This window comes from Streptomyces sp. DG1A-41, from assembly GCF_037055355.1.
Lineage (GTDB): Bacteria > Actinomycetota > Actinomycetes > Streptomycetales > Streptomycetaceae > Streptomyces.
Window position 1 is genome coordinate 7,815,814 of sequence record NZ_CP146350.1, and the last position, 26,715, is coordinate 7,842,528.

General features: G+C 71.4%; 22 protein-coding genes and 1 pseudogene. 11 read left to right on the forward strand and 12 right to left on the reverse strand.

The genetic code is table 11. From position 1 onward, the window contains the following. Positions 1-99 precede the first annotated feature (99 nt). Positions 100-1,065: a class I SAM-dependent methyltransferase gene (locus V8690_RS36150; RefSeq protein ID WP_338784260.1), complete on the forward strand. Its 966-nt coding sequence runs from the start codon at positions 100-102 to the stop codon at positions 1,063-1,065. Positions 1,066-1,191: 126 nt separating this feature from the next. Here the strand turns inward: V8690_RS36150 and V8690_RS36155 are convergent, their stop codons facing one another. The 3 genes from V8690_RS36155 to V8690_RS36165 form a co-directional block, all read right to left on the reverse strand. Then, positions 1,192-2,067, reverse strand: coding sequence for an aldo/keto reductase (locus tag V8690_RS36155; protein WP_338784261.1), 876 nt, complete (start codon positions 2,065-2,067; stop codon positions 1,192-1,194). A gap of 74 nt (positions 2,068-2,141) precedes the next feature. Continuing rightward, positions 2,142-3,968 carry an AMP-dependent synthetase/ligase gene (locus tag V8690_RS36160; RefSeq protein WP_338784262.1) on the reverse strand — a complete coding sequence of 609 codons (1,827 nt, stop codon included), beginning with the start codon at positions 3,966-3,968 and terminating at the stop codon, positions 2,142-2,144. 225 nt (positions 3,969-4,193) lie between these two features. Continuing rightward, a complete protein-coding gene (locus V8690_RS36165; RefSeq protein WP_338784263.1) occupies positions 4,194-5,126 on the reverse strand; it encodes a LysR substrate-binding domain-containing protein in 933 nt (310 codons plus the stop codon). Between the two features lie 160 nt (positions 5,127-5,286). Here V8690_RS36165 and V8690_RS36170 point away from each other — a divergent pair, with 160 nt between their 5' ends. Then, entirely contained in the window at positions 5,287-6,300 is a 1,014-nt protein-coding gene (locus V8690_RS36170) for a bile acid:sodium symporter family protein (RefSeq protein WP_338784264.1), read from the forward strand. Here the strand turns inward: V8690_RS36170 and V8690_RS36175 are convergent. The 3 genes from V8690_RS36175 to V8690_RS36185 all read right to left on the reverse strand — a co-directional run bounded on the left by V8690_RS36175 (position 6,236) and on the right by V8690_RS36185 (position 10,430). Continuing rightward, positions 6,236-7,474, reverse strand: coding sequence for a DUF4185 domain-containing protein (locus V8690_RS36175; RefSeq protein ID WP_338784265.1), 1,239 nt, complete (start codon positions 7,472-7,474; stop codon positions 6,236-6,238). The two genes, V8690_RS36170 and V8690_RS36175, sit on opposite strands and share 65 nt — an antisense overlap. 11 nt (positions 7,475-7,485) lie before the next feature. After that, complete coding sequence (locus tag V8690_RS36180) at positions 7,486-9,357, reverse strand: sialidase family protein (protein ID WP_338784266.1); 1,872 nt, start codon at positions 9,355-9,357, stop codon at positions 7,486-7,488. Between the two features lie 155 nt (positions 9,358-9,512). Then, positions 9,513-10,430 carry a zinc-binding dehydrogenase gene (locus V8690_RS36185; RefSeq protein ID WP_338784268.1) on the reverse strand — a complete coding sequence of 306 codons (918 nt, stop codon included), beginning with the start codon at positions 10,428-10,430 and terminating at the stop codon, positions 9,513-9,515. Positions 10,431-10,533: 103 nt separating this feature from the next. Between V8690_RS36185 and V8690_RS36190 the strand changes: the two genes are divergently transcribed. Beyond that, positions 10,534-10,971 carry a MarR family winged helix-turn-helix transcriptional regulator gene (locus V8690_RS36190; RefSeq protein ID WP_338784269.1) on the forward strand — a complete coding sequence of 146 codons (438 nt, stop codon included), beginning with the start codon at positions 10,534-10,536 and terminating at the stop codon, positions 10,969-10,971. A 118-nt stretch (positions 10,972-11,089) separates the two neighbouring features. Here V8690_RS36190 and fdhD read toward each other — a convergent pair whose 3' ends face one another. From fdhD to V8690_RS36215, 5 genes are read right to left on the reverse strand one after another with little or no spacing between them, the layout of a single operon-like run. Then, positions 11,090-11,938 carry a formate dehydrogenase accessory sulfurtransferase FdhD gene (gene fdhD, locus V8690_RS36195; protein ID WP_338784270.1) on the reverse strand — a complete coding sequence of 283 codons (849 nt, stop codon included), beginning with the start codon at positions 11,936-11,938 and terminating at the stop codon, positions 11,090-11,092. 6 nt (positions 11,939-11,944) lie between these two features. Continuing rightward, complete coding sequence (locus V8690_RS36200) at positions 11,945-12,805, reverse strand: 2Fe-2S iron-sulfur cluster-binding protein (RefSeq protein WP_338784271.1); 861 nt, start codon at positions 12,803-12,805, stop codon at positions 11,945-11,947. After that, the gene (locus tag V8690_RS36205) at positions 12,802-14,634 is read right to left on the reverse strand and encodes an NAD(P)H-dependent oxidoreductase subunit E (RefSeq protein WP_338784272.1); all 1,833 of its coding nucleotides are present in this window, start codon (positions 14,632-14,634) and stop codon (positions 12,802-12,804) included. The genes V8690_RS36200 and V8690_RS36205 overlap by 4 nt, the downstream gene beginning before the upstream one ends. A gap of 5 nt (positions 14,635-14,639) precedes the next feature. Beyond that, positions 14,640-16,565 (reverse strand): molybdopterin-dependent oxidoreductase, encoded by a 1,926-nt coding sequence (locus V8690_RS36210; protein WP_338784273.1) that lies wholly within the window; start codon positions 16,563-16,565, stop codon positions 14,640-14,642. After that, positions 16,562-17,533 carry a 2-dehydropantoate 2-reductase gene (locus tag V8690_RS36215; protein WP_338784274.1) on the reverse strand — a complete coding sequence of 324 codons (972 nt, stop codon included), beginning with the start codon at positions 17,531-17,533 and terminating at the stop codon, positions 16,562-16,564. Before V8690_RS36215 ends, V8690_RS36210 begins: the two co-directional genes overlap by 4 nt. Positions 17,534-17,770: 237 nt before the next feature. Here V8690_RS36215 and V8690_RS36220 point away from each other — a divergent pair. From V8690_RS36220 to V8690_RS36235, 4 genes and pseudogenes are all read left to right on the forward strand, one after another. After that, positions 17,771-19,103, forward strand: a pseudogene (locus tag V8690_RS36220) (OFA family MFS transporter). Next, positions 19,072-19,212, forward strand: a complete 141-nt coding sequence (locus V8690_RS36225) for a hypothetical protein (RefSeq protein ID WP_010045941.1) — start codon at positions 19,072-19,074, stop codon at positions 19,210-19,212. The pseudogene V8690_RS36220 and the gene V8690_RS36225 overlap by 32 nt, the downstream one beginning before the upstream one ends. Before the next feature lie 152 nt (positions 19,213-19,364). Then, a complete protein-coding gene (locus V8690_RS36230) occupies positions 19,365-20,303 on the forward strand; it encodes a beta-ketoacyl-ACP synthase III (RefSeq protein ID WP_338784275.1) in 939 nt (312 codons plus the stop codon). 146 nt (positions 20,304-20,449) lie between these two features. After that, on the forward strand, positions 20,450-21,127 hold the full coding sequence (locus tag V8690_RS36235; RefSeq protein ID WP_338784276.1) for a GntR family transcriptional regulator: 678 nt from the start codon (positions 20,450-20,452) through the stop codon (positions 21,125-21,127). 3 nt (positions 21,128-21,130) lie between these two features. On the opposite strand, the gene V8690_RS36240 is transcribed toward V8690_RS36235, so the two are convergent. Beyond that, entirely contained in the window at positions 21,131-21,538 is a 408-nt protein-coding gene (locus V8690_RS36240; protein ID WP_338784277.1) for a PaaI family thioesterase, read from the reverse strand. A gap of 253 nt (positions 21,539-21,791) precedes the next feature. On the opposite strand from V8690_RS36240, the gene V8690_RS36245 reads away from it, so the two are divergent. From V8690_RS36245 to V8690_RS36260, 4 genes are all read left to right on the forward strand, one after another. Further along, positions 21,792-22,973, forward strand: coding sequence for an ROK family transcriptional regulator (locus V8690_RS36245; RefSeq protein ID WP_338785578.1), 1,182 nt, complete (start codon positions 21,792-21,794; stop codon positions 22,971-22,973). A gap of 114 nt (positions 22,974-23,087) precedes the next feature. Beyond that, positions 23,088-24,605, forward strand: a complete 1,518-nt coding sequence (locus V8690_RS36250; protein ID WP_338784278.1) for a sugar ABC transporter ATP-binding protein — start codon at positions 23,088-23,090, stop codon at positions 24,603-24,605. After that, complete coding sequence (locus V8690_RS36255) at positions 24,602-25,621, forward strand: ABC transporter permease (protein WP_338784280.1); 1,020 nt, start codon at positions 24,602-24,604, stop codon at positions 25,619-25,621. The genes V8690_RS36250 and V8690_RS36255 overlap by 4 nt, the downstream gene beginning before the upstream one ends. A 17-nt stretch (positions 25,622-25,638) precedes the next feature. Further along, positions 25,639-26,685 (forward strand): substrate-binding domain-containing protein, encoded by a 1,047-nt coding sequence (locus tag V8690_RS36260; protein WP_338784281.1) that lies wholly within the window; start codon positions 25,639-25,641, stop codon positions 26,683-26,685. Positions 26,686-26,715 lie beyond the last annotated feature (30 nt).

Below are 26,715 nucleotides of genomic sequence, written 5' to 3' on the forward strand. Positions count from 1 at the left end.
CGGCCCCGGCGGATCCTTTTTGCGGGAGCGGCAAGAGCGGTGGCCTTCTCCCGGTGCGTCGGCGCAGGCTGGCGGCATCCGAGGGAGAGGCTGACCACCATGGCGCACGACCACGACCACGACCACGATCACGACCACGACCACCAGCACCCGCATCAGCACGGGCACGGGCACGGGCACGGGCACACGGACATCGACTGGGCCGAGATGGGCCCGAGACTGGAGTCCCAGGCGGAGCTGTTCTCGTCCCTGTACGAGCGGGCCATGGCCTGGCTGGCGCAGGAGGTGACCGAGCCGGGCCTGATCGTCGACGCGGGCAGCGGGCCGGGCGTCGTGTCATGTCTGTTCGCCGAGACGTTCCCGGGTGCGCGGATCGTCGCGGTGGACGGCTCGGAGCCGCTGCTGGAGCGGGCGCGGGGACGGGCCGAGCGGCTGGGGGTCGCCGACCGCTTCGGCACGATCGCCGGTGAACTCCCGGACGTGCTCGACGAACTGGACTACCCCGCCGACCTGCTCTGGGCGAGCCGCAGCCTGCACCATCTCGGCGACCAGCGGGCCGCGCTCGCCGCCTTCGCGGCACGGCTGGCGCCCGGCGGCACTCTCGCCCTCATGGAGGGCGGTCTGCCCCCGCGGTACCTGCCGCGCGACATCGGCATCGGCCGACCCGGACTCCAGGCGCGGATCGACGCGGTGGAGGCGGAGTGGTTCACGCGGATGCGTGCGGAGCTGCCGGGCCATGTCGCGGAGGCGGAGGACTGGCCGGCCCTGCTGGGCGCGGCGGGCCTGAAGCACACCCGGACGCACACGTTCCTGCTCGACCTGCCCGCGCCCGCCTCGGACCGGGCCCGTGCCTATGTCGTGGCGTCTCTGTCACACATGCGCGAGAGGCTCACGGACGGGCTCGACGCGGAAGACCTCGCGACGCTCGACCGGCTCCTCGACCCCGACGACGAGGCGAGTCTGCACCGTCGGCCGGACGTGTTCGTGCTGGAGGCGCACACAGTGCACACGGCGGTCCGGGCGGGCCGGGACCTGTCTGACACGGGTGCTGGGCGTTGGTGCTGAGGGCGGGTGGGTGGGCAGCCCGGCGGAGCGGGGTGCCGCTTCGGTGGGACGGGCGCCGCCCCCAGCGGCACGACTGCCCGCAGCTGAGTGAGCTGCGGGCAGTCGTGGGGGTGAGGGGGATACTTATCAGACGCCGTCGAACGTCGCCGGGTCCGGGCCCAAACGGCGGTCCTCGTTCAGGGCGCTGATGGCCGCCAGGTCCTCCGTGTCCAGGGCGAAGTCGAAGACCTCGATGTTCTCCTTGATCCGTGCCGGCGTCACGGACTTCGGGATGACCACGTTGCCCAGCTGGATGTGCCAGCGCAGGACGACCTGGGCCGGCGTGCGGTTGTGCTTCTGGGCGATGGCCACGATCGCCGGGACCTCCAGCAGGCCCTTGCCCTGGCCGAGCGGCGACCAGGCCTCCGTGGCGATGCCCTGCTCCGCGTGGTACTCACGGGCGGCGCTCTGCTGGAGGTGCGGGTGCAGCTCGATCTGGTTCACGGCCGGGATGACCGACGTCTCGGCGATCAGCCGATCCAGGTGCTCGGGAAGGAAGTTGGAGACACCGATGGCCCGGATCCGGCCGTCGGCGTGCAGCTTCTCGAACGCCTTGTACGTGTCCACGTAGGTGTCCCGGGCCGGCAGCGGCCAGTGGATCAGGTACAGGTCGACGAAGTCCAGTCCGAGCTTGTCCAGCGACGTGTCGAAGGCGCGCAGCGTGGAGTCGTACCCCTGGTCGGCGTTCCACAGCTTCGTGGTGACGAAAAGCTCCTCGCGGGGGAGACCGGACGAGGCGATGGCCTTGCCGGTGCCCTCCTCGTTGCCGTAAATGGCCGCGGTGTCGATGCTGCGGTACCCGGCCTCCAGCGCCGTCGCGACGGCGGACTCGGCCTCGTCGTCCGGCACCTGCCAGACGCCGAAGCCCAGCTGGGGCATCTCGACGCCGTTGTTCAGGATGATCGGGGGGACCTTGCTCACGAGCTCTCGATCCTTCGGTTTGCGGTCAGATATACCTCCCATCGTCAACGATCACGAGCCGTGATGCATTCCTGACGGGAGAATTCAGGCGTGAGATTCATCCGTTGCCCGGCACTTCACGCCCGGTACAGCGCCTCGACCTCTTTCTCGTACGCCTTCTCGATCGCTTTGCGCTTCAGCTTCAGGGACGGGGTCAGCAACCCGTGCTCCTCGGTGAACGGCTGGGCCAGGATGCGGAAGGTGCGAATCGACTCGGCCTGCGAGACAAGGGTGTTGGCCGCGACCACCGCGCGCCGCACCTCCGTCTCCAGGTCCGCGTCGCGCACCAGCTCCACCGCGGACATCCGCGGCTTGCCCCGCATCGCCAGCCAGTGCTCCACGGCTTCCTGGTCGAGGGTCACCAGGGCGGCGATGTACGGGCGGTCGTTGCCGACGACGATGCACTGGTTGACCAGTGGATGGTCACGGACGCGTTCCTCCAGCACGCCGGGCGAAACACTCTTCCCGCCCGAGGTGACCAGGATCTCCTTCTTGCGGCCGGTGATGGTGAGGTAGCCGTCCTCGTCGAGCGCGCCGAGGTCGCCGGTGGCCAGCCAGCCGTCGTGCAGGGTCTCGTCGGTCGCCTTGGGGTTGTTGAGGTACCCCTGGAAGACGTTCTGGCCGTGCAGCCAGATCTCGCCGTCGTCCGCGATGTGCACGGTCATGCCCGGGATGGGCTGCCCGACCGTGCCGAACCGGGTGCGTCCGGGCGGGTTGGCGGTCGCGGCGGCCGTGCACTCGGTCAGGCCGTAGCCCTCGTAGATGTGCACGCCCGCCCCTGCGAAGAACAGGCCGAGCCGCCGGTCCATCGCAGAGCCGCCCGACATGGCGTGCTTGATACGGCCGCCCATCGCTGCGCGGATCTTGGAGTAGACGAGCTTGTCGAACAGCTGGTGCTGCATGCGCAGCCCCGCCGAGGGGCCGGGGCCGATGCCCCAGGCCTTGGCCTCGATGGCGTCCGCGTACCTGATGGCGACGTCGACGGCCTTTTCGAACGGGCCGGAGCGCCCCTCCTTCTCGGCCTTGCGGCGGGCCGCGTTGAACACCTTCTCGAAGATGTACGGCACGGCCAGGAAGAACGTCGGCCTGAACGCGGCCAGGTCGGGCAGCAGGGCCGCCGCGTTCAGCTGCGGCTGATGGCCGAACTTCACCTTGCCGCGGATCCCGGCGACCTGGACCATCCGCCCGAAGACGTGGGCGAGCGGCAGGAACAGCAGGGTGGCGGCCTCGTCGCCCCGCTTGGAGTGGAACACCGGCTCCCAGCGCTCGATGACGGTGTCCGCCTCGTACATGAAGTTGCCGTGCGTGATGACGCAGCCCTTGGGGCGGCCGGTGGTCCCCGAGGTGTAGATGATCGTGGCGACCGAGTCCGGGGTGACGGCCTGCCGGTGGCGGTGCACCACCTCGTCGTCGAGGCTCGCGCCGGCGTCGTACAGCTCCTGCACGGCGCCGGAGTCGAGCTGCCACAGTCGGCGCAGCTGAGGCAGCCGGTCGATGACGGTGGCGATCGTCATCGCGTGGTCCTCGTGCTCCACGACCGCGGCCGTCACCTCGGCGTCGTACAGCATCCAGAAGCACTGCTCGGCCGAGGAGGTCGGGTAGACCGGCACGACCTGGGCGCCGATGGTCCACAGCGCGTAGTCGAACAGCGTCCACTCGTAGCGCGTACGGGACACGATCGCGACCCGGTCGCCGAACCGGATGCCGCTCGCCAGCAGGCCCTTGGCCAGGGCGAGGACCTCGTCGCGGAACTCGGCGCTGGTGACGTCCCGCCACTGCCCGGACTCGTCCTTTCGGCCCAGCGCGATGTGCAGCGGGTCGTCCTGGGCATGCTCGAAGACCACGTCGGCCAGACCGCCCACCGGAGGTGCCAACGCCAACGGAGGGTTGGTGAACTCGCGCAAACCCCGCTCCCCGCTCCTCAGCGCTCTTGTCGAGTGACGCTCCGCACAGCGCCGTGAAAGCTACCCCAACCGGGCACAGGGCGGGAGGGGTGGCGAAGGCGAGGAGGGCTTCTGTCCGCGCTGGTCAGGGAGGGGAAATGCGCTCACATGGGGAAGGGTCGGACAGAATCCTGACGGTTGAGTAAGTTTCGGGGCCGTAATCTCCACCGAATCTGTACGACCCGCTCATGGCCCGAGGCTCCTCGTGCGCGGTGCCCGGCCGTCTCTTCTGTCAGCGCCCCGGAGGCGCATTTCGTCACTCCGGTTCAGCCGGTCCCCGCCCGACAGGATCGCCGCCGCCAGGGCGTCCGCGGCGCCCTGGGCGGAGGGGCGGCGCCGGCCGTGCACCACGACGAAATCGACCTGCCCCAGTTCCGGCAGCCCCGCCCGGTCCGGGATTCGGACCAGGCCCGGCGGGATGAGGCCGCGGGAGTGGGCCATCACGCCGAGCCCCGCCCGGGCCGCCGCGACGAGGCCGTTGAGGCTGCCGCTCGTGCACACCACGCGCCACTCGCGGCCCTGCCGCTCCAGCGCCTCCAGCGCTAGCGCGCGGGTGATGCCCGGCGGCGGGTAGACGATGAGCGGCACGGGACGGTCCGGGCCGAGCCGGAGGCGCTCCGCGCCGATCCACACCAGCCTGTCGTGCCGGACCAGCTCGCCGCGCGGGTCCTCGGGCCGCCGCTTGGCCAGGACGAGGTCCAGCTTCCCGGCGGTGAGCTGCTCGTGCAGCGTGCCCGACAACTCGACCGTCAGCTCCAGATCGACCTCCGGGTGGTCGTGCCGGAAGCCCTCGAGGATCTCCGGCAGCCGGGTCAGCACGAAGTCCTCCGACGCACCGAAGCGCAGCCGGCCGCGCAGCCGGGTGCCCGTGAAGAACGCCGTCGCCTGCTCGTGCACCTCCAGGATCCGGCGCGCGAACCCGAGCATGGCCTCGCCGTCCTCCGTGAGCTCCACCGAGTGCGTGTCCCGGGTGAACAGCGTCCGCCCGGTGGCGTCCTCCAGCCGCCGCACGTGCTGGCTGACGGTGGACTGCCGCAGCCCGAGCCGGCGGGCCGCCTGCGTGAAGCTCAGCGTGTGCGCCACCGACAGGAAGGTGCGCAGATGGGACGGGTCGTACATGGCACCAGGCTATCGCGGAACGTGATGACAGTCAGAGCGGTATGCGGGCTTCCCGATCGCCGTGCCGGGGAGCACGATGGAAGGGGCCGTACCGGCCCCGTACCGCCCGTAAGTACCGAGCAAGTGGAGCACCGTGAAACGCCTGCGTCGACCGCGTCGGATGCCGATCGACCCGTTCATCCTTCTCCTCCTCGCGACCGTGGGTGTCGCCGCCCTGTTCCCGGCTCGCGGGACGGTCGCCGATGTCGCGTCCGGTGCCTCCACGGCGGCGATCGCCCTGCTGTTCTTCCTCTACGGCGCCCGGCTGTCCACCCGTGAGGCACTGGACGGCCTGCGCCACTGGCGGCTCCACGTCACCGTCCTGGCCTGCACCTTCGCCGTCTTCCCGCTGCTCGGCCTGGCGGCCCGCGGGCTGGTGCCGGTGATCCTGGCGGACCCGCTCTACCAGGGCCTGCTCTTCCTCACGCTCGTCCCGTCGACCGTGCAGTCCTCGATCGCCTTCACCTCGATGGCCCGCGGCAACGTGCCCGCCGCGATCTGCGCGGGCTCCTTCTCCTCCCTCATCGGCATCATCGCCACCCCGCTGCTCGCGGCCTCGCTGCTCGGAGGCAGCGGTGGCGGGTTCTCCGGCGACTCGCTGCTGAAGATCGTGCTGCAACTGCTCGTGCCGTTCCTCGCCGGACAGCTGCTGCGCCGCTGGATCGGCGGCTTCGTCACCCGGCACAAGAAGGTCCTCGCCCTGGTGGACCGCGGCTCGATCCTGCTCGTCGTCTACGCCGCGTTCAGCCAGGGCATGGTCCAGGGCATCTGGCACCGGGTCAGCCCCCTCCGGCTGGGCGGGCTGCTCGTCGTCGAGGCCGTGATCCTCGGCGTGATGCTGCTGCTGACCTGGTACGGCGGCAAGGCGCTGGGCTTCGGCCGAGAGGACCGGATCACCCTCCAGTTCGCCGGCTCGAAGAAGTCCCTGGCCGCCGGACTGCCCATGGCGAGCGTCCTGTTCGGCCCGCAGGCCTCGCTGGCCGTGCTGCCGCTGATGCTCTTCCACCAGATGCAGCTGATGGTCTGCGCGGTGATCGCCAAGCGCCGTTCGCGCGACCCCCGCCCGGAGGTCACCGCGCCGGAGCCAGCCGCAGGGTCACGAACCGTGGTCGGTACAGGGACACGTTCCGGCTGAGCTGGGCGGCGGCGCCCGTCGTCTCCAGCCAGTTGACGTCGTAGCTCAGCACGAGACGCCCGTCGCCGCTCAGCACCGGGTGCGCCTGCGGGTTGTAGGCGGCCACCTGGCCCTGCGGCAGCGACGGGCTGAACTCCTTCGCGGGTCCGTGCCACGGCCCGGCCGGGGAGCACGCCCAGTACGAGGCCACGGTGGTCAGGCCCTTGGTGCCCGTGGCCATCGTGAACAGCACGTACGTCCCGCCGTCCCGGACGACCGAGAACGCGCTGCCCACCCCCTTGCGCTGCCCGTCCCCGAGCACCGGCCGGGGGCGGGCGCCGGCCGCCCACGCCGAGCCGGTCCAGTACCGCCAGGCCGCCGGATCCCCGAGCCTGCCCTCCGGCACCCGCGCCAGGTACGCGTGCGAGGCCGGGCGGGAGGCGGCCTGGCCGTCGTCGCCGCCGAAGACGTACGTCCAGCCGTCCTCCTCGACCAGCGTCGTGCCGAACAGCACCCGCCGGGACGGGTCGGGCACCAGTTGCTGGTCGAGCACCTTGACGACCGACTCCAGCCGCAGATCGGGCAGCGACAGCGTGGCCACCTCGGTCGCGGTGGGCACGCCGTAGATCCACGGGGCCTGGCCGGCCGTGCGCACCCACAGCAGCACCCGGACGACCTGCTCCGATGAGCCGGGGGAGCGGGCTTCGACGCGGGCGGCGACCGGCCAGCGCCACTGGCCCGGCGCCGGGTCGGCGAAGAGCGGGGCGGGGAGGGTGCTCTCCAGCCGGCCGTCGCGCATCAGCACGGCCGAGTTGCGCACCAGCGGCGCGGTGGTGTCCCGCCAGGCGTGGGACTCGCCGGCCGGGTTGGGCGGGCCGTACACCCGGCCCAGGTAGGTGTCCGAGAACAGCCACAGCACCCGGCCGTCCGGCAGCCGCACCGAGTGGGTGCCGTCGCCGCCGGTCCAGTCGTCGGTGCGGGTGGCGTCGTCGCCGTAGCGGGCGAACTCGGCGGTGAGGCCGTCGTTCGCCTGCCAGGAGCGGACCGTGCGCGCCCGGCAGGCGGCGTCGTCGTCCGGACTCTCGTCCTCCGGGAGGGCGATGAGCAGCGCGGCCCCGAGAACCAGGACCAGCAGCAGGCCGATCCCGGTTCCCGTGCGCTGTCGTGCTCGTGCTGTCTCTGCGTCGTCGGGCACGTGCCGTGACGTTAGTTGCTGCCGCTCACCTGGTCCATGGGGAGCCACAGCACCGTGCCCCTGGCCGCCGCGCCCCTGGCGCCGGCGGCCACCTCCTGGTCGGTGAGGGCCCGGTTCCAGACGCGGACGTCGTCGATCGCCCCCGTCAGGAACGCCCGGCTGTCCATGCGCTGGCCGATGTGCACGCCGAACGGGGAGTTACGGCTGACCGAGCCCGGCACGTCCGTGGTGCTCAGCGGCGTGCCGTCGAGGAAGAGGGTCAGTTGCCCGCCGCCCCGGCGCAGGACCAGGTGGTGCCAGCGGCCGTCGTTGTGGGCGCCGGCGGTCCACACCGAGGCCGTCCTGACGGTCGTCGCGCCCGACCGGGTGGTGATGAGCGCCCGGACCCGGTCGCTCGCCGGCTCCCCGCGCAACCAGACCTGCGGCTGGGTGCTGCCGATGCCGCCCATCCACAGGAAGGGCTGTTCGCCGGCCGTGGCCGTGTAGCGGAAGAACAGCGAGGCCGTGAAGTCCCTCTCGCCGAGCGGCAGTCGGGACCGGTACGGCAGACGTACGGCGTCGTCCGTGCCGTCGAAGGACAGCGCACCGCCGCGCGCACCGGCCGTCCGCCCGGCACCGCCGAGCACGGCCGCGGGCCTCGCGCCCGACGCGGCGTCACGGGTGGTCGGATCGGTGCCGCGGCGCGGTTTCAGCCAGTCCTCGGTGAAGCGGGCGAAGCGGATCTCGTCGCGGGCGTCGACCGCGCCGCCCTCGTAGAGCAGGCCCGCCGTCGAGGCGTCGACCGCCGCCATGTCGGAGTAGCCGGACCAGTCCGTGGTGACGACCGTGCCCCGGTCCACGCTGTCCCAGGTGCGCCCGCCGTCGTAGGAGGAGCGGACCATCATCGTCCGGCGGCGGTCGGGGTCGGCCGGGGCAGACAGCAGGAGCCGGTCGCCGAGGCGCAGGGTCGCGCCCTGGACCTGCGGGGTGTAGAGGTCCGGAAGGCCGCGGAAGGGCGTGGCGAAGCTGTCGCCGCCGTCCAGGCTGAGGGTCTGGGAGCGGTGGCCCAGGTCGGTGCCGTCCTGTTCCCGGCCGCTGACGAGGACGGCCCCGTCGGCCCGTTCGGTGAGCGTCACCTCCGACGGCTTCTGCCGGAACGTGCCGTCCTGCGCTATCGGCCAGGAGTCCGTGGCGCCGATCCGCCAGTGGTCGCCGCCGTCGTCGCTGACGATGAGCGCGGCGTGGTTGGCGGTGACCCGGCTGCCGTCCCACGTCTCGGTGTTGACGCCGAACACCAGCCGCCCGGCGTGCTTCCCCCGGGTGAGCTGGATGCCGTGCACGGGCCCGGTGGCGTACCAGGAGTTCCAGTGTTCGGGCAGGATCTCGTCGCTCAGGTCGCGCGGCTCGGACCAGGTCCGGCCGTCGTCGTCGCTGTACTGGAGATGCGGGGTGCGGTCGCAGGGGACGGTGCAGTTGCCGGCGTCCGTACGGCCCGTGTTGTACGTCTCGGCCAGCAGGATCCGGCCTGTCCTGCGGTCCACGAGGGGCGCCGGGTTGCCGTGCGTGTCGCCCGCGCCCTCGTTGACGACCTGGAGCGGTCCCCAGGTGCGGCCGCCGTCGGTGGAGCGTTTGAGGACGATGTCGATGTCGGCCGCGTCACCGCAGTTGAGGACGCGGCCCTCGGCGAAGGCGAGCAGCGTGCCGGCCGTGGTCCGCACGATCGCGGGGATCCGGAAGCACGCGTAACCGGGGTCCTGGGAGGCCTTGAAGAGGACCTGTTGCTCGAACTCCGGTAAGCCGGTGGTGGGTTGGGGATGGGCCGGACCGGTGGGCGCGAGCAGTGCGGCGGCGGTGAGAACGGCTGTCAGGGTGGATCTCAGACGTGCGCGAAGACTTGACGGCATGGTGCGACCTGCCCTTCATGCGTCTGTCGGCTGGACCGCCGAGGCATGGGAACGGATGACCGAGGAGCGGACATGCGAACAATCGGACATCCCACGTCCCATGTGCGGGCCACAGACGGTACTTGGCTTCACAGACCCCCCACAAGAAGCGCGCCTCAGGGGATCAGGACGACCTTGCCGAGGTTGGCCCTCGCATCGATCTCCCCGTGCGCCTTCGCCGCGTCCTGAAGGGCGAACTCCCCGTGGACGACGGGCTCGACCTCCCCGGCCGCGAACAGCCGCCACAGTTCCTCACGCCACTGCTCGTACAACTCCGGCTTCCCGCGGGCGATGCGGGCCACCTGGAACCCGATCACCGACTTGGCGCCCACGAGCAGGTCGTACGCCTGGATCGTGCCGCCGCCCGAGCTGTACGCCACCAGCCGTCCCTCCGGGGCGAGCGCGGCGAGGGCCGGGGTGAGCAGCTGGCCGCCGACCGCGTCCAGGGCGTAGTCGACCGGTGCGCCCCAGCTGTCGTCACCATAGGTGACGACGTGGTCGGCGCCGAGGCCGCGGACGAAGCCGGCCTTGGCCGGGTCGGAGACGGCCCCCACGACCCGTCCGGCCTCCCGCGTCCTGGCCAGTTGCACGGCCAGGTGGCCGACACCGCTCGCCGCGGCCGTGACCAGGGCCGCCTCGCCCGGCTCGGGCCGTGCGGCCTCCAGGGCGCCGAGGGCGACCAGGCCGCTGCGGACCAGGGCGACCGCCGTGACGGCGTCGGCGTCCGCCGGGACCGGGGAGGTCATGGCCTCGTGCAGGATCGCGAAGTCGGCGTAGCCGTGGCCGAAGCAGAGCCCCGTCACGCGGTCGCCGGTGCCGAAGCGGGTGACGCCCTCGCCGACGGCGGTGATCTCCCCGGCGATCTCGCCGCCGAGCGGGACCGGCTCCGCCGCCTCGCCGACCTTGCGTACGACCGGGAGCGTGACGCCGATCGCCTCCGCGCGCACGAGCAGTTCTCCGGGGCCGGGCTCAGGGGCCGGTGCCTCCTCCATGAACAGGGGGCCGCCTCGGGATTTGTAGCGGACGCGGCGCATCGCACCTCCGGGTTCGTCGGTGGTCCCCGCGGATTCGTTGGGGTGCCCAACGGTATAGGGCGATCATAGGGATGACCAACGATTTTTTGGTTAGGCTGCGGCCATGTCGGAAGCCCCCCTCCCCGCGATCCGCTCCCTGCCCAGCTGGCTGCTCGGCCGTGCCGCCGCCCGCGGCCGGGCCCTGGTGGCCGCGGCCCTGGCCGAGCAGGACATGCGGATGTGGCACCACGTCGTGCTGTCCGCCGTCCGGGACCTCGGCCCCGTCGCCCAGGCCGACCTCGGCCGCGCGGTCCGGCTGGACCCCAAGGACCTGGTCGGCATCCTGAACGACCTCCAGGCGGCGGGCCTGGTGGTACGCGAGCCGGACCCGAAGGACCGGCGGAAGAACGCGGTGTCCCTCACCGCCCGGGGAGCCCGGCTGCTGACGCGCTGCGAGAAGGCGGCCCGCGCGGCCAACGACGAGCTGCTCGCCCCCCTGTCGGAGGCCGAACGCGAGCAGTTCACGGGCATGCTGCTCCGGATATCCGGTACGACGGACTGACGGCTCCCAGGGGTATTGATCACGAGCCTGGCCCGGTCAGGCCGAGACGGGGCCCCTGCGGCGCAGGGGGCGCTCCCCGCCGGTCGGGGCCCCGCCGCCGTGTCGCGGGGGAACCTGCTCAGCCCTGGGCGGCCGCTGCCCGCAGGGCGATCCGGTCCTCACCCGCGTACACGTTCATGGAGCTGCCCCGCAGGAAGCCCACCAGCGTCAGGCCCGTCTCGGCGGCCAGGTCCACCGCCAGCGAGGACGGCGCCGACACCGCCGCCAGGACCGGGATGCCGGCCATCACGGCCTTCTGTGCCAGCTCGAAGGAGGCCCGGCCCGAGACGAGCAGGATCGTCCGCGACAACGGAAGATCTCCGTTCTGGAGGGCGCGGCCGACCAGCTTGTCGACCGCGTTGTGCCGGCCCACGTCCTCGCGGACGTCCAGCAGCTCGCCGTCCTCCGAGAAGAGGGCCGCCGCGTGCAGGCCGCCGGTCCGGTCGAAGACCCGCTGGGCCGCGCGCAGCCGGTCGGGCAGGTCCGCGAGCAGCTCGGGAGTGACCCGGACCGGGGGAGTGTCGGCGATGGGCCAGCGGGCCGTCGTGCGCACGGCGTCCAGCGACGCCTTGCCGCACAGCCCGCAGGAGGAGGTCGTGTAGACGTTCCGCTCCAGCGTGATCTCGGGGATCACCACGCCCGGGGCCGTCTGCACGTCGACCACGTTGTAGGTGTTCGACCCGTCGGCGGTCGCCCCGGCGCAGTAGACGATGTTCCTCAGGTCCCGCTGCCCGCCCAGCACCCCCTCGCTCACCAGGAAGCCCGCCGCCAGTGCGAAGTCGTCGCCCGGCGTGCGCATGGTGATCGCCAGGGGCTTGCCGTTCAGGCGGATCTCCAGGGGTTCCTCGGCGACGAGCGTGTCCGGACGGCTGGAGACCGCCCCGTCCCGGATGCGGAGCACCTTGCGTCGTTCCGTGACTCGTCCCATGTCTGATCAGCCCCGGTTCTGTACGTGCTGGTAGCCGAAGCGGCCCTTGATGCAGAGGTTGCCGTGGGTCACCGGGTTGTCGTGCGGCGAGGTGACCTTCACGATCTCATTGTCCTGCACGTGCAGCGTCAGGTTGCAGCCCACTCCGCAGTACGCGCACACCGTGGTCGTCTCCGTCTGCCGCGACTCGTCCCACGTACCCGCCGCGCGCATGTCGAACTCGGACTTGAACGACAGCGCGCCCGTCGGGCACACCTCGATGCAGTTCCCGCAGTACACGCACGCCGAGTCCGTCAGCGGCGCGTCGTGCTCCACGGCGATCCGGGCGTCGAAACCGCGCCCGGCGACCGAGATCGCGAAGGTGTTCTGCCACTGGTCGCCGCAGGCGTCCACACACTTGTAACAGAGGATGCACTTGTCGTAATCGCGCACGTACAGGTCGTTGTCGACCTTCGGCTCCTCGTTGAGCCGGGCCGCGTCCGGGCCGAAGCGGTCCGGCTTCGCCTCGTACTCCTTGAGCCACTCGGCGACCCGCGGTGTCGTCGACAGGTCGACCGAGGACGCCAGCAGTTCGAGGACGATCTTCCGGCTGTGCCGGGCCCGCTCGGTGTCGGTGCGCACCTCCATGCCCGGCTCGGCCTTGCGGGAGCAGGCCGGGACCAGCGTGCGGGCGCCCTCGACCTCGACGACGCAGACGCGGCAGGCATTCTTCGGCCGCAGGGTGTCGCCCTCGCACAGGGTCGGGATGTCCTTCCCGGCCGCCCGGCAGGCGTCCAGAATGGTCGAGCCCTCGGGGACCCGGGCCTCCTCGCCGTCGACCGTGAACTCCAGCATGCGGCGCGGGATCCCCAGTGGTGTGACGGTCATTCGTACGCCCCCAGACGGTCGATGGCGGATTCCACGGCATTCCACGCGGTCTGCCCCAGACCGCAGATCGAGGCGTCCCGCATCGCGCGGCCGACCTCCCTCAGCAGGGCGATGTCCCCGGCGGCGTCGGCGCCGGTGCGCTCCACGATCCGGTGCAGCGCCTCCTCCTGCCGCACGGTCCCGACCCGGCACGGCACGCACTGCCCGCACGACTCGTCGCGGAAGAACTCCGCGATGCGCAGCAGGAGCCGAGGGAGGGGCACGCTGTCGTCGAAGGCCATGACGACCCCCGAGCCGAGCGTCGTGCCCGCCTCCCGCGTCCCTTCGAAGGTGAGCGGGATGTCGAGCTCGTCGGCCCGTACGAAACCGCCCGCCGCCCCGCCGAGCAGCACCGCCCGCAGCCCCTCGCGGACTCCGGCGAGCCCGAGCAGCTCCCCGAGCCTCGCGCCGAACGGCAGCTCGTAGACGCCGGGCCGCTCCACCTTGCCCGACACACAGAACAGCTTCGGCCCGGTGGACCTGCCCGTGCCGATCGCCGCGTACGCCGGGGCGCCCATGGTGAGGATCGGCAGGACGTTGACGAGTGTCTCGACGTTGTTCTCGACCGTCGGCTTGCCGAACAGGCCCTTCTCCACGGGGAACGGGGGCTTCGAGCGGGGCTCGCCCCGATAGCCCTCGATGGAGTTGAACAGGGCCGTCTCCTCACCGCAGATGTAGGCCCCCGCGCCACGCCGGATCTCGATGTCGAAGGCGTAGCCCTGGCCGAGGACGTCGTCGCCGAGCAGACCACGCGCGCGTGCCTGCGCGATCGCGTGCTCCAGGAGGTGCAGCGCGCGAGGGTACTCGCCGCGCAGGTAGAGGAAGCCCTTGCGGGCGCCGGTCGCGTACCCGGCGATCGTCATCGCCTCGACCAGCGCGTACGGGTCGCCCTCCATGAGCACCCGGTCCTTGAAGGTTCCCGGCTCGGACTCGTCGGCGTTGCAGACGAGGTAGTGCGGATGGTCCGGCTGGGACGCCGTGGCCTGCCACTTGCGGCCGGTCGGGAAGGCGGCGCCGCCGCGCCCGACCAGGCCCGAGTCGGTGACCTCGCGGATGACCCCGGCGGGGCCCAGCTCGAAGGCCCGGCGCAGGGCCGTGTAGCCGCCGTGGGCGCGGTAGTCGTCGAGGGACGCCGGGTCGACCACCCCGACGCGGTGCAGCAGCATCAGGCCGTCCTGCCCGGCCTGGGGCACCGCCAGCGCGGCCGGGGGCTCTTCCGGCGCCGAGTCGGGCGCGCTCGCGGCGAGGACGGCGTCGTGGACGGTCGTCGGTGCCGAGACCGCCGTACGGACCGGGTCCCCGGCCCTGATCGCCAGGGCGGCCGGGGCCCGTTCGCACAGACCGAGGCAGGGGCTGCGCTCGACCGCGACACCGCTGCCGAGGCCCAGCCGCTCCTCGATCCCCGCGCACAGCTCCGGCGCCCCGGCCGCCGCGCACGCCAAATCCGTGCACACGTGGAGCACGGTCGCCGGACGCGGTTTGACCGAGAACATGGCGTAGAAGGTGGCGACCCCGTAGGCCTCCGCCGGCGGCACCGTCAGCCGCAGGCACAGGTAGTCGAGGGCGCCCTCGCTGATCCAGCCGACCCGGTCGTTGATCGCGTGCAGCCCCGGCAACAGCAGGTCGCGGCGGTCCCGGGCCTCGCGTCCGCCACGGGCCCACCGGAGATCGGCGGCCCTCATCTCATCGCGGGTGGCGCCCTCCCAGGAGGACTCCGGGGGCCCGAGCAGGGCGTCGACGGCGGCCCGTTCGTCGTCCGTCGGTTTGCTGTCGCCGAAGTGCAGGTCCACTTACGTCACCCCACGATGGTCGCGACGGGCAGCTTCTCGATCCGGATCGCCGCCGCCTTGAACTCCGCCGTCCCCGCGATCGGGCAGTTCGCCTCGATCGTCAGCGCGTTGGTGTCCACCTCGTCGGGGAAGTGCATGGTCATGAAGGCGAGCCCGGGCCGCAGCGCGGTGTCCACCCACACGGGCGCGGTCACCGACCCGCGCCGCGACGTGACCTGGACCTGCTCGCCGACCACCACCCCGTAGCGCTCGGCGTCCTCAGGGCTCAGCTCGATGTACTCGCCGCGCCGCAGAGGCGAGGCGTAACTGCCACTCTGCACCCCGGTGTTGTACGAGTCGAGCCGTCGCCCGGTGGTGAGCCGGATCGGGTACTCCTCGTCGGTGAGGTCCACGGGCGGGTCGTGCTGCACGATCCCGAAGGGCGCGAGCGGACCGCGTTGCGCGGGGTCGGGCTCCCACAACCGGCCGTGCAGATAGGTCGGTTCGAGCCCCTCGGTACTGGGGCACGGCCACTGGATGCCCTGGTGCTCCTCCAGACGCTCGTACGTCATGCCGTAGTGGTCGGGCGAGACCGACCGGAGCTCGCTCCACACGGTCTCGGCGTCGGCGTACTTCCAGTCGTGGCCGAGGCGGGCCGCGAGGTCGCAGATGATGTCGATGTCCTCGCGGGCCTCGCCGGGCGGGGTGACGGCCTTGCGGACGCGCTGCACGCGCCGTTCGCTGTTGGTGGTCGTGCCGTCGGTCTCCGCCCAGCCGGCGGTGGCCGGCAGGACGACGTCCGCGAGCTCGGCCGTCTTCGTGAGGAAGATGTCCTGGACGACGAGGAAGTCGAGGGCTTTCAGCCGCCGCACGGCCTGCTCGCTGTCCGCCTCCGACTGGGCCGGGTTCTCGCCGACGCAGTAGACGGCCTTGAGCGTGCCGTCCTCCATCGCCTCGAACATCTCCGTGAGGTTCAGGCCGTAGTGCGGCTGGATGACGGTCTCCCAGGCCGACTCGAATTTCACCCGGACGTCCGGGTCGAGGATGTCCTGGAAGCCGGGCAGGCGGTTGGGGATCGCGCCCATGTCGCCGCCGCCCTGGACGTTGTTCTGCCCGCGCAGGGGTTGCAGGCCGGCGCCGTAGCGGCCGACATGCCCGGTGAGCAGGGACAGGTTGATCAGGGCACGGACGTTGTCGGTGCCGTTGTGGTGCTCGGTGATGCCGAGGGTCCAGCACAGCTGGGCGCGCTCGGCACGGGCGTAGGCGTGTGCCAACTCGCGGACGGCGGCGGCCGGTACGCCCGTCACCTTCTCGGCCAGCGACAGCGTCCACGGCTCGACGAGGGCCTTGTACCCCTCGAAGCCGGTGGTCGCCCGCTCGACGAACGCCTCGTTCGCGAGGCCCGCGTCGATGATCTCGCGGCCGATCGCGTGCGCCATCGGGATGTCGGTGCCGACGTTGAGGCCCAGCCAGCTCTCGGCCCACTCGGCGGTCGACGTCCTGCGCGGATCGACCGCGTACATCCGGGCGCCGTTCCTGATCCCCTTCAGTACGTGCTGGAAGAAGATCGGGTGCGCGAAACGGGCGTTGGAGCCCCACATCACGATGACGTCGGTGTGCTCGATCTCCTCGTACGACGACGTCCCGCCGCCCGAGCCGAACGCCGCCGACAGGCCCGCCACGCTCGGGGCGTGACAGGTGCGGTTGCAGGAGTCGACGTTGTTGGTGCCCATGACGACCCGGGCGAACTTCTGGGCGACGTAGTTCATCTCGTTCGTCGCCCGGGCGCAGGAGAACATGCCGAACGCGCCGCGGTTGCGGACCAGTCCGCGGGCCGCCCGGTCCAGGGCCTCCTCCCAGGTGGCCCGGCGGAACGGCTCGTCGCGCGAGTCCCTGACCAGGGGGTGGGTGAGCCGGGTGTAGGTCTTCGGGCTTCGGTCGCGTTTGCTCATGCGGCGCTCCTCAGCGCGAGCAGGTCCGAGATGGCGTGCACGGTGCGCAGGGTGGGCACCTCCACGCCGGTGACGTCCGCCAACTCGACGACCGCCGCGAGGAGTACGTCGAGTTCGAGCGGTTTGCCGCGCTCCAGGTCCTGGAGCGTGGAGGTCCGGTGGTCGCCGACCCGCTCGGCGCCCGCGAGCCGGCGCTCGACGGAGACACCGACCTCGCAGCCGAGGGCCTTCGCGACCGCGAGCGTCTCGGTCATCATGATCTCGATGACCCTGCGGGTGCCGCCGTGCAGGCACATCTGCCGCATGGTCGCGCGGGCCAGCGCGCTGATCGGGTTGAAGGAGATGTTGCCGAGCAGCTTGAGCCAGATGTCGTTGCGGAGGTCCGGTTCGACCGGGCACTTCAGTCCACCCGCCTGCATGGCCTCGCTGAACGCCACGCACCGTGTGGACACGCTGCGGTCGGGCTCGCCGACGGAGAACCGCGTGCCTTCCAAGTGCTTGACGAGGCCCGGCCCTTCGAGCTCGGTCGCCGCGTAGACGACACAGCCGACGGCCCGTTCGGGCGCGAGCACCGCACTGACCGCGCCGTCCGGGTCCACGCTCTCGATCCGGTGGCCGTCGTACGGGCCGCCGTGCCGGTGGAAGTACCACCAGGGGATGCCGTTCTGGGCGGCCACGACCGCTGTCGAGTCGCCCAGCAACGGCGCGATCAGCGGCCCGCACGCCGCGTACGCGTTGGCCTTCAGGCCGAGGAAGACGTAGTCGACCGCGCCGACCTCGGCCGGGTCGTCGGTCGCGTGGGGGTGCGCGGTGAAGTCGCCGCGCGGGCTGCGCACCCGGACTCCGTGCTGCCTCATGGCCGCCAGATGCGGTCCACGGGCGATGAGATGCACATCGGCGCCCGCGCGGTGGAGCGCGGCGCCGACGTAGGCGCCGATGGCACCGGCGCCGAGAACTGCGACTTTCACGGAAACACTCCGTTCGGTTTGAGGGATACCGCGGAGGTGACTGCCGTCGGGTGAGTGAGTGCCGTCAGGCGGGTGAGGGCTGTCCGACGCGTGTCGACGAAATGTTGTCTACAGTATGGACGTTGAGCCAGCAAGGGTCCGCGCGATGACCGTTCGGCGCAAGGTGGATACCGCTCACCGCATACGGTCGACGCGCCGCTTTCTCAACTCCGTGTGATTGCCTACCGTTCCGGGTTCATGAGTCCCCCAGTCGCGCCCCCGGGCTGGAGCCGCTGGCTCGTCCCGCCCGCCGCTCTCTCCGTCCATCTCTCCATCGGCCAGGCCTACGCCTGGAGCGTGTTCAAGCCGCCCCTGGAGTCCGCGCTCGGCCTCAGCGGCACCCAGAGCGCGCTGCCCTTCCAGCTGGGCATCGTCATGCTGGGCCTGTCCGCCGCGTTCGGCGGCACGCTCGTGGAGCGCAACGGCCCGCGCTGGGCGATGACCGTCGCCCTGGTCTGCTTCTCGTCCGGCTTCCTGCTCTCCGCGCTGGGCGCGGCCGTGGAGCAGTACTGGCTGATCGTCCTCGGCTACGGCTTCGTCGGCGGCATCGGCCTCGGCATCGGCTACATCTCACCCGTCTCCACCCTGATCAAGTGGTTCCCGGACCGGCCCGGCATGGCCACCGGCATCGCCATCATGGGCTTCGGCGGCGGCGCGCTCATCGCCTCGCCGTGGTCCGCGCAGATGCTGGAGTCGTTCGGCGGCGACAGCTCCGGCATCGCGCTGGCCTTCCTCGTGCACGGCCTGTCGTACGCCGTCTTCATGCTGCTGGGTGTGCTCCTGGTCCGGGTTCCGCGCAGTGCGCCAGGGGCGCGGGGAACCGCGCGGCCGGCCCACCGGCCCGCAGGTCTCCGCGAACCAGGCCATCCGCACCCCGCAGTTCTGGTGCCTGTGGACCGTGCTCTGCATGAACGTCACCGCCGGCATCGGCATCCTGGAGAAGGCCGCCCCGATGATCACGGACTTCTTCGCGGACTCCGCCACGCCCGTGTCGGTGACGGCCGCCGCCGGCTTCGTCGCGCTGTTGTCGGCGGCGAACATGGCGGGCCGCATCGGCTGGTCGTCGACGTCCGACCTGATCGGCCGCAAGAACATCTACCGCGTCTATCTGGGCGTCGGCGCGCTGATGTACGCGCTCATCGCCCTGTTCGGCGACTCCTCCAAGCCGCTGTTCGTCCTGTGCGCGCTGGTGATCCTTTCCTTCTACGGCGGCGGCTTCGCGACCATCCCGGCGTATCTGAAGGACCTGTTCGGCACGTACCAGGTGGGCGCCGTCCACGGGCGGCTGCTCACCGCCTGGTCGCTGGCCGGCGTGCTCGGGCCGCTCATCGTGAACTGGATCGCCGACCGGCAGGAGGAGGCGGGCCGGCACGGCGCGTCCCTGTACGGTCTGTCGTTCGTCATCATGATCGGGCTGCTCGTCGTCGGCTTCGTCGCCAACGAACTCGTCCGGCCCGTCCACCCGCGTCATCACATCCCGGCACCGAGGGAGGCCGCCGATGTCCAGCGACAGCAGTCAGAGTCCGCCTAGCCCGGACCGGCGGTGGCTGATCGCCTTCGCCTGGGTGTGGGTGGGCGTACCGCTCGCCTACGGGCTGTACGAGCTGGTCCGCAAGGCGACGCAGCTGTTCACCGGGTAGGTGTCCGACGGGTGTCCGGTCGGCAAGGGGCCTGACCGAAGCTGACAACGCGGGCACCTGTTTCCTGTCGCCTTGCCTGCCGCCGTACCCGCGAGTCACTGATCAGACTGGTGGATCCCGTTACCCAAGTTCCAACGAGGGGGACCGCCCACATGAACGGCTCGCGCATCGCCGCCGTCGGCCACTACCAGCCCGCCAAGGTGCTCACCAACGAGGACCTGGCGGGCATAGTGGACACCAGTGACGAGTGGATCAGGAGCCGGGTGGGCATCCGCACCCGCCACATCGCCGGCCCCGACGAACCGGTCGACGAGCTGGCCGCCCACGCCGCCGCCAAGGCCCTCGCGGCGGCCGGGCTGACCCCCGCCGACATCGACCTGGTGCTGGTCGCCACCTCCACCGCCGTCGACCGCTCGCCCAACACGGCCGCCCGGGTCGCGTCCCGCCTCGTCATTCCGCAGGCCGCCACGATGGACCTCAACGTGGTGTGCGCCGGCTTCACCCACGCCCTGGCCACCGCCGACCACGCCGTCCGCGCCGGCGGCGCATGCCGGGCCCTGGTCATCGGGGCCGACAAGATGTCCGACGTGACCGACTGGAGCGACCGCACGACGTGCGTGCTCGTCGGCGACGGGGCCGGGGCCGCGGTCGTGGAGGCCGCCGACGAGCCCGGCATCGGGCCGGTGCTGTGGGGTTCGGTGCCCGAGATGGGGAACGCTGTGCGGATCGAGGGCACGCCGCCGCGTTTCGCGCAGGAGGGGCAGAGCGTCTACCGCTGGGCGACGACCCAGCTCCCGCCCATCGCGCGGCGGGCGTGCGAGCGGGCCGGGCTGGAGCCGGCGGACCTCGCGGCGGTCGTACTGCATCAGGCCAACCTGCGCATCATCGAACCCCTCGCGGAGAAGATCGGCGCCGTGAACGCGGTCGTCGCGCGCGACGTCACCGAGTCCGGAAACACGTCGGCCGCGAGCATCCCGCTCGCTCTGTCCAAGCTGGTCGAACAGGGTGCGGTCGCCACCGGCGACCCGGTCCTGCTGTTCGGCTTCGGCGGGAACCTGTCGTACGCGGGGCAGGTCGTCCGCTGCCCGTGAGGCCCGTCGTGGTGTGACGGGGCCAACTCCCCGAAGTGCTGGCTCTTGTGCGCCGTAGACTGTAGACGAAAGACATCGATACTGACTCTGCGGCGACACCGGCATCCGCCGCGCCGTGCACGGCCCTGCCGAGGAGGGGGACCGCGATGCTGTCGACAGGCCTGCCCCAGGGGGCGGTACCCAAGCTGGAACGCCCGGGTCCGCTGCGCGACCGCGTCTACGAGGCACTGCTCGAACTCATCACCACCCGTGCCCTCCAGCCCGGCCAGCACCTCGTGGAGAGCGAGCTCGCCGGGCATCTGGGAGTCTCCCGGCAGCCGGTGCGCGAGGCGTTGCAGCGGCTCAACACCGAGGGGTGGGTCGATCTGCGCCCCGCCCAGGGCGCGTTCGTGCACGAGCCGACGGAGGAGGAGGCCGACCAGCTCCTCACGGTCCGTACGCTCCTGGAGGCCGAGGCGGCCCGGCTCGCCGCGGCGGGCGCGGACAGTGCCGGCATCGCCGCGCTGGAAGCGCTGTGCGCGGAGGGCGAGAAGGCCGTCGAGGCCGACGACGTGGACGGGGCCGTCGCCATGAACGCCCGCTTCCACGCGAAGATCATGGAGCTCGCCGGCAACGCCGTCCTGGCCGAACTGGCCGCCCAGGTCGACCGCCGCGTCCGCTGGTACTACACGCCGGTCGCCCGCCAGCGCGGCCACCAGTCCTGGATCGAACACCGCGCACTCATCGCGGCGATCACCGACCGCGACGAACAGCGGGCCACCCACCTGATGCGCGAACACACGGAGCACACGAGGCGCTCGTACCACGCGCGGGCGCGTTCGTAGGCCTCAGCCGGCGGTCAGCACCGCCTGAGTCTGTGTGGTCTGGCCCACCAGGGTGCCGTCCTCGTCGTACAGGTCCGTCCGCACGGCGATGGAGGAGCGTCCCACGTGCACGGGTCGTGCCTCGGCGTGGACGGTGCCCGACCGTACGGCGCGGAAGAAGTTCGTCTTCGACTCGATCGTGGAGGTGTTCGCGCCCGGCGGCAGGTTGAGGAACGCGCAGACCGCGCCGGCCGTGTCGGCGAGCGTCATCAGGGCACCGCCGTGCAGGACTCCGCCCGCCGTGCACAACTCCGGGGCCCAGGCGAGCGCGGCCCTGACCCGGGTGGGGGCGGCCTCCTCCAGGGCGATGCCCAGCCCGTCGGCGAAGGGCACCGCCCTCAGCAGTGCTTCGGTGGCAGCGGTGTCGGTCATGCGGGACCTCCCGATGGGCAACCAGGACTGAAACCAGCCTGGCCTGGGCCTCGCTGACGGTCGATTACCTGAGAGGTAAGGCAGACGTCACGCGTCTTTGTCCTCTGAGTGGAAAAAGTGGAGGGCAATTCCTGCGCGACTTCTTCCCACCTTCGACAGCCGCTGCTACGTTCCCCTCCGAAAGCAAGCCACCGATGTGGCGGAAAACCGGCGCGCACAGGCCGATCGAGGCGGGGAGGGGCTCGTGAGACGTATGACCGCACGGCCCGGAAACGCCCATCAGGCCCGACTGCTCAAGCTGTTGCGCGACGGCGGCCCCAACTCCCGTGCCCAGCTGGGCGACCAGGTCGACCTCTCGCGGTCCAAGCTCGCCGTGGAGGTGGACCGGCTGCTGGAGACGGGGCTGGTCGTGGCCGACGGACTCGCCGCCTCGCGCGGCGGCCGCCGTTCCCACAACATCCGGCTCAATCCGCACCTGCGCTTCCTCGGCGTCGACATCGGCGCGACCTCGGTCGACGTCGCCGTCACCAACGCCGAACTGGAGACGCTCGGGCACATCAACCACCCCATGGACGTGCGCGAGGGCCCGGTCGCGGTCTTCGAGCAGGTCCTGGCCATGGCCGCCAAGTTGAAGGCCTCGGGGCTCGCGGAGGGGTTCGACGGCGCCGGCATCGGCGTCCCGGGCCCGGTCCGCTTCCCCGAGGGCATCCCGGTGGCCCCGCCGATCATGCCGGGCTGGGACGGCTTCCCCGTGCGGGAGGCCCTCAGCCAGGAACTCGGCTGCCCGGTCATGGTCGACAACGACGTGAACCTCATGGCGATGGGGGAGCAGCACGCGGGCGTCGCCCGCACCGTCGCCGACTTCCTCTGCGTCAAGATCGGCACGGGCATCGGCTGCGGCATCGTCGTCGGCGGTGAGGTCTACCGCGGTACGACGGGCAGCGCCGGCGACATCGGGCACATCCAGGCCGTGCCCGACGGCCGCCCCTGCGCCTGCGGCAACCGGGGCTGCCTGGAAGCCCACTTCAGCGGGGCGGCCCTCGCCCGCGACGCCACGGAGGCCGCCCAGCAGGGACTCTCCGCCGAACTGGCCTCGCGGTTGGAGACGGGCGGCGGCCTCACCGCCGTCGATGTCGCCGCCGCGGCCGTCGCCGGCGACGCCACCGCACTCGACCTGATCCGCGAGGGCGGCAACCGCACCGGCCAGGTCATCGCCGGCCTGGTCAGCTTCTTCAACCCGGGCCTGGTGGTGATCGGCGGTGGGGTGACCGGCCTCGGCCACACCCTGCTCGCCGCGATCCGCACCCAGGTCTACCGCCAGTCGCTGCCGCTCGCGACCGGCAATCTGCCCATCGTCCTGGGCGAGTTGGGACCCGCCGCAGGAGTCATCGGCGCGGCCCGGCTCATCAGCGACCACCTGTTCTCACCCGCGTAACCGTTCTCGACAGCACGGCTCACCAGCACAGCTCCCTGCTCTGCCCTGCCTCGCACACGCCTGCCCCGACAAGCGCCCTGCAACCGGCCCGCACGCCCGCCGAGGGGAATCCGCATGGCACCAGAACCACCGCTGCTCAGCATGTCCGGCATCACCAAGTCGTTCCCCGGAGTCCGGGCCCTCGACGGCGTCGACCTCGACGTCCAGGCCGGTGAGGTGCACTGCCTGCTCGGCCAGAACGGCGCCGGGAAGTCGACCCTCATCAAGGTCCTGGCCGGTGCCCACCAGCCCGACGCCGGTACCATCCGCTGGCGGGGCGAGGAGGTCACACTCCGCTCGCCGATCGCCGCCATGCGCCTCGGCATCGCGACCATCTACCAGGAACTCGACCTGGTGGAGCACCTGTCGGTCGCCGAGAACGTCCATCTCGGGCATGAGCCGACCACCGCCGGCTTCGTCGTCCGGGGGAAGGCCGCGAAGGAGTCGACGGCCGCCCTGCTCAAGCGCCTCGGTCATGCGGAAGTCGATCCGGCCCGGCTGGTCGGGGAGCTGTCCGCGGCCCAGCAGCAGATCGTGTCCATGGCCCGGGCGCTCTCCCACGACGTGCGGCTCATCGTGATGGACGAACCGTCCGCCGCCCTCGACCCGGACGAGGTCGACAACCTCTTCCGCATCGTCGGCGACCTCACCGCCGCCGGTGTCGCCGTCGTCTACATCTCGCACCGCCTGGAGGAGATCCGCCGCATCGGCGACCGGGTGACCGTGCTGAAGGACGGGCGGGCCGTGGCGAACGGGCTGCCGGCGAAGACGACACCGACCCGCGAGGTCGTCGCCCTGATGACGGGCCGCAACGTCGAGTACGTCTTTCCCGACCGGCCCGTCTCCCCGCCGCCCGGCGAGCCGGTGCTCACCGTGCGAGGCCTGGCCCGCGCCGGGGAGTTCGAGCCTCTCGACCTGGAGGTACGGCCCGGCGAGATCGTCGGCCTCGCCGGACTCGTCGGCTCGGGCCGCTCCGAGATCCTGGAGACCGTCTACGGCGCCAGGAAACCGACGTCCGGTCAGGTGCGCGTGGACGGACGGCCGTTGAAGCCGGGCAGCGTCCGGGCCGCCGTCCGGGCCGGACTCGGCCTCGCCCCCGAGGAACGCAAGGCGCAAGCCCTGCTGATGCTGGAGTCCGTCACCCGCAACGTGTCGGTCTCCTCCATGTCCCGCTTCTCGCGCGGCGGCTGGATCGACCGGGGCGCCGAACTGGGCGCCGCCCGGGCCGCGACCCGCGAGCTGTCGCTCAGGCCCGACAACCCCTCCGTGCCCGTGCGCACCCTGTCCGGCGGCAACCAGCAAAAAGCCGTGCTCGCCCGCTGGCTGCTGCGCGGCTGCCGGGTGCTGCTGCTCGACGAACCCACCCGCGGCGTCGACGTCGGCGCCCGCGCCGAACTGTACGCGGTCGTGCGCCGGCTGGCCGACGAAGGCCTCGCCGTGCTGCTGGTCTCCAGCGAGGTGCCCGAGGTGCTCGGCCTCGCAGACCGCGTCCTGGTGCTGCGCGAGGGGCGTGTCGTCCATAGGGCACCCGCGCGCGAACTCGACGAACACCGCGTACTCGACCTGGTCATGGAAGGAAGCCCGGCGTCATGACGCAGCCCGTCTCCCCGCCGCGGGACAGCGGCACCGACAAGGCGCACAAGGCCCGGCCCACGGCCTGGCGCGGCCTGCCGGCTCGCACCGACGTCCGCACCCTCTCCCTGCTCGGCGTGCTCGCCGTGCTGGTCCTCATCGGCGGCATCACCAAGCCGGACGAGTTCCTCGACACCCGCAATCTGCAACTCGTCCTCACCCAGGCGTCCGTGATCGGCGTCGTCACCGTCGGCATGACCTTCGTCATCGTCTCCGGCGGCATCGACCTGTCGGTCGGCGCGATCGTCGCCCTGGCCTCCGTATGGGCGACCACGGTCGCCACCCAGGAGTACGGCTTCGCCGGCATCCTCTTCACGGCGGTCGTCGTCGGAGTCGGCTGCGGCCTGGTCAACGGGGTGCTCATCGCCTACGGCGCGATGGTGCCGTTCATCGCCACCCTCGCCATGCTGGCCTCCGCCCGTGGCCTCGCCCTCCAGATCACCGACGGCAAGACGCAGATCGTCACCGTGCCCTCCGTCCTCGACCTGGGCGAACGCGACGCCTACGTCCTCGGCGTCCCGCCCCTGGTGCTGGTCTTCGCGGTCGTGACCGTCATCGGCTGGCTGGTGCTCAACCGCACCACCTTCGGCCGCCGCACGGTCGCCGTCGGCGGCAACCCGGAGGCCGCCCGGCTCGCCGGCATCGACGTCCGCCGCCAGCGGCTCTACCTCTACCTGCTGTCCGGTCTGTGCTGCGGCATCGCCGCCTTCCTGCTGATCGTCCTGTCCGGCTCCGGCCAGAACACCAACGGCAACCTCTACGAACTCGACGCCATCGCCGCCGCGATCATCGGCGGCACCCTGCTCACCGGCGGCCGCGGCACCATCACGGGCTCCGTGCTCGGCGTCCTGATCTTCACCACGATCACCAACATCTTCGCCCTGAACAACCTGCAGAGCGACGTCCAGCAGATCGCCAAGGGCGCGATCATCGTCGCCGCCGTGCTGGTCCAGCGCCGTACCGCGAGCACGACCTGAGGAAAGGGTTCACCGCCATGACAGAGATCACGAGCCGCAGAGGACTGCTCTTCGGGGCCGCCGCCGTCTCCGCCGGTGCCCTCCTCACGGGCTGTACGAGCAACGAACCCTCCGACTCCAAGGACGAGCCGGCCGGGAACGACCAGCCCGCCGCCGACGACAAGCCCGGCAAGCAGGTCACCATCGGCTTCGCCGGACCCCAGGCCGACCACGGCTGGCTCAACGCCATCAACGACAACGCCAAGAGCCGCGCCGAGAAGTACTCCGACGTCACCCTGGAGATCACCGAGGGCTCCAACGACACCGCCCAGCAGATCGGCCAGATCGAGACCCTCATCAACAAGAAGGTCGACGTGCTGGTGGTGCTGCCCGCCGACGGCAAGGCCCTCACCCAGGTCGGACTGAAGGCGATGCGCGCGGGCATCCCGGTCGTGAACCTCGACCGGATCTTCGACACCCCGCAGGCCTACCGCTGCTGGATCGGCGGCGACAACTACGGCATGGGCCTCAATGCCGGGCACTACATCGGCGAGAAGCTCAAGGGCAAGTCGAACGCCCGCGTCATCGAACTGGCCGGCCTGGACAACCTGGAACTGACCAAGCAGCGCACCCAGGGCTTCGACGACGCCCTGAAGAACTACCCCAACATCAGGAAGGTCGCCCGGCAGGCCGCCGAGTTCACGGTCGAGTCCGGGCAGGCCAAGATGGCCCAACTGCTCCAGGCGCAGTCCGAGTTCGACGCATTGTGGAACCACGACGACGACCAGGGCGTGGGCGCACTGCGCGCCATCGAGCAGGCCGGGCGCGACGACTTCCTGATGGTCGGCGGCGCCGGCGCGCTCTCCGCCTTCCAGGCCATCAAGCAGGACGACGGCGTGCTGAAGGCGACCGTGCTCTACCCGCCGACCATGGCCGCCTCGGCGATCGACCTCGCCCGCGCCCTCGGCCAGGGCAAGGGCATCGGCGGCATGGCCGAGTTCGAGATCCCGGCGTCCATCACGCTCTACTCGGCCGTCGTCGACAAGACCAACGTCGACCAGTACATGCCCACCGGCTTCCGGTGACCGGTTCCGCCCGCACCCCCCACGTGCGCC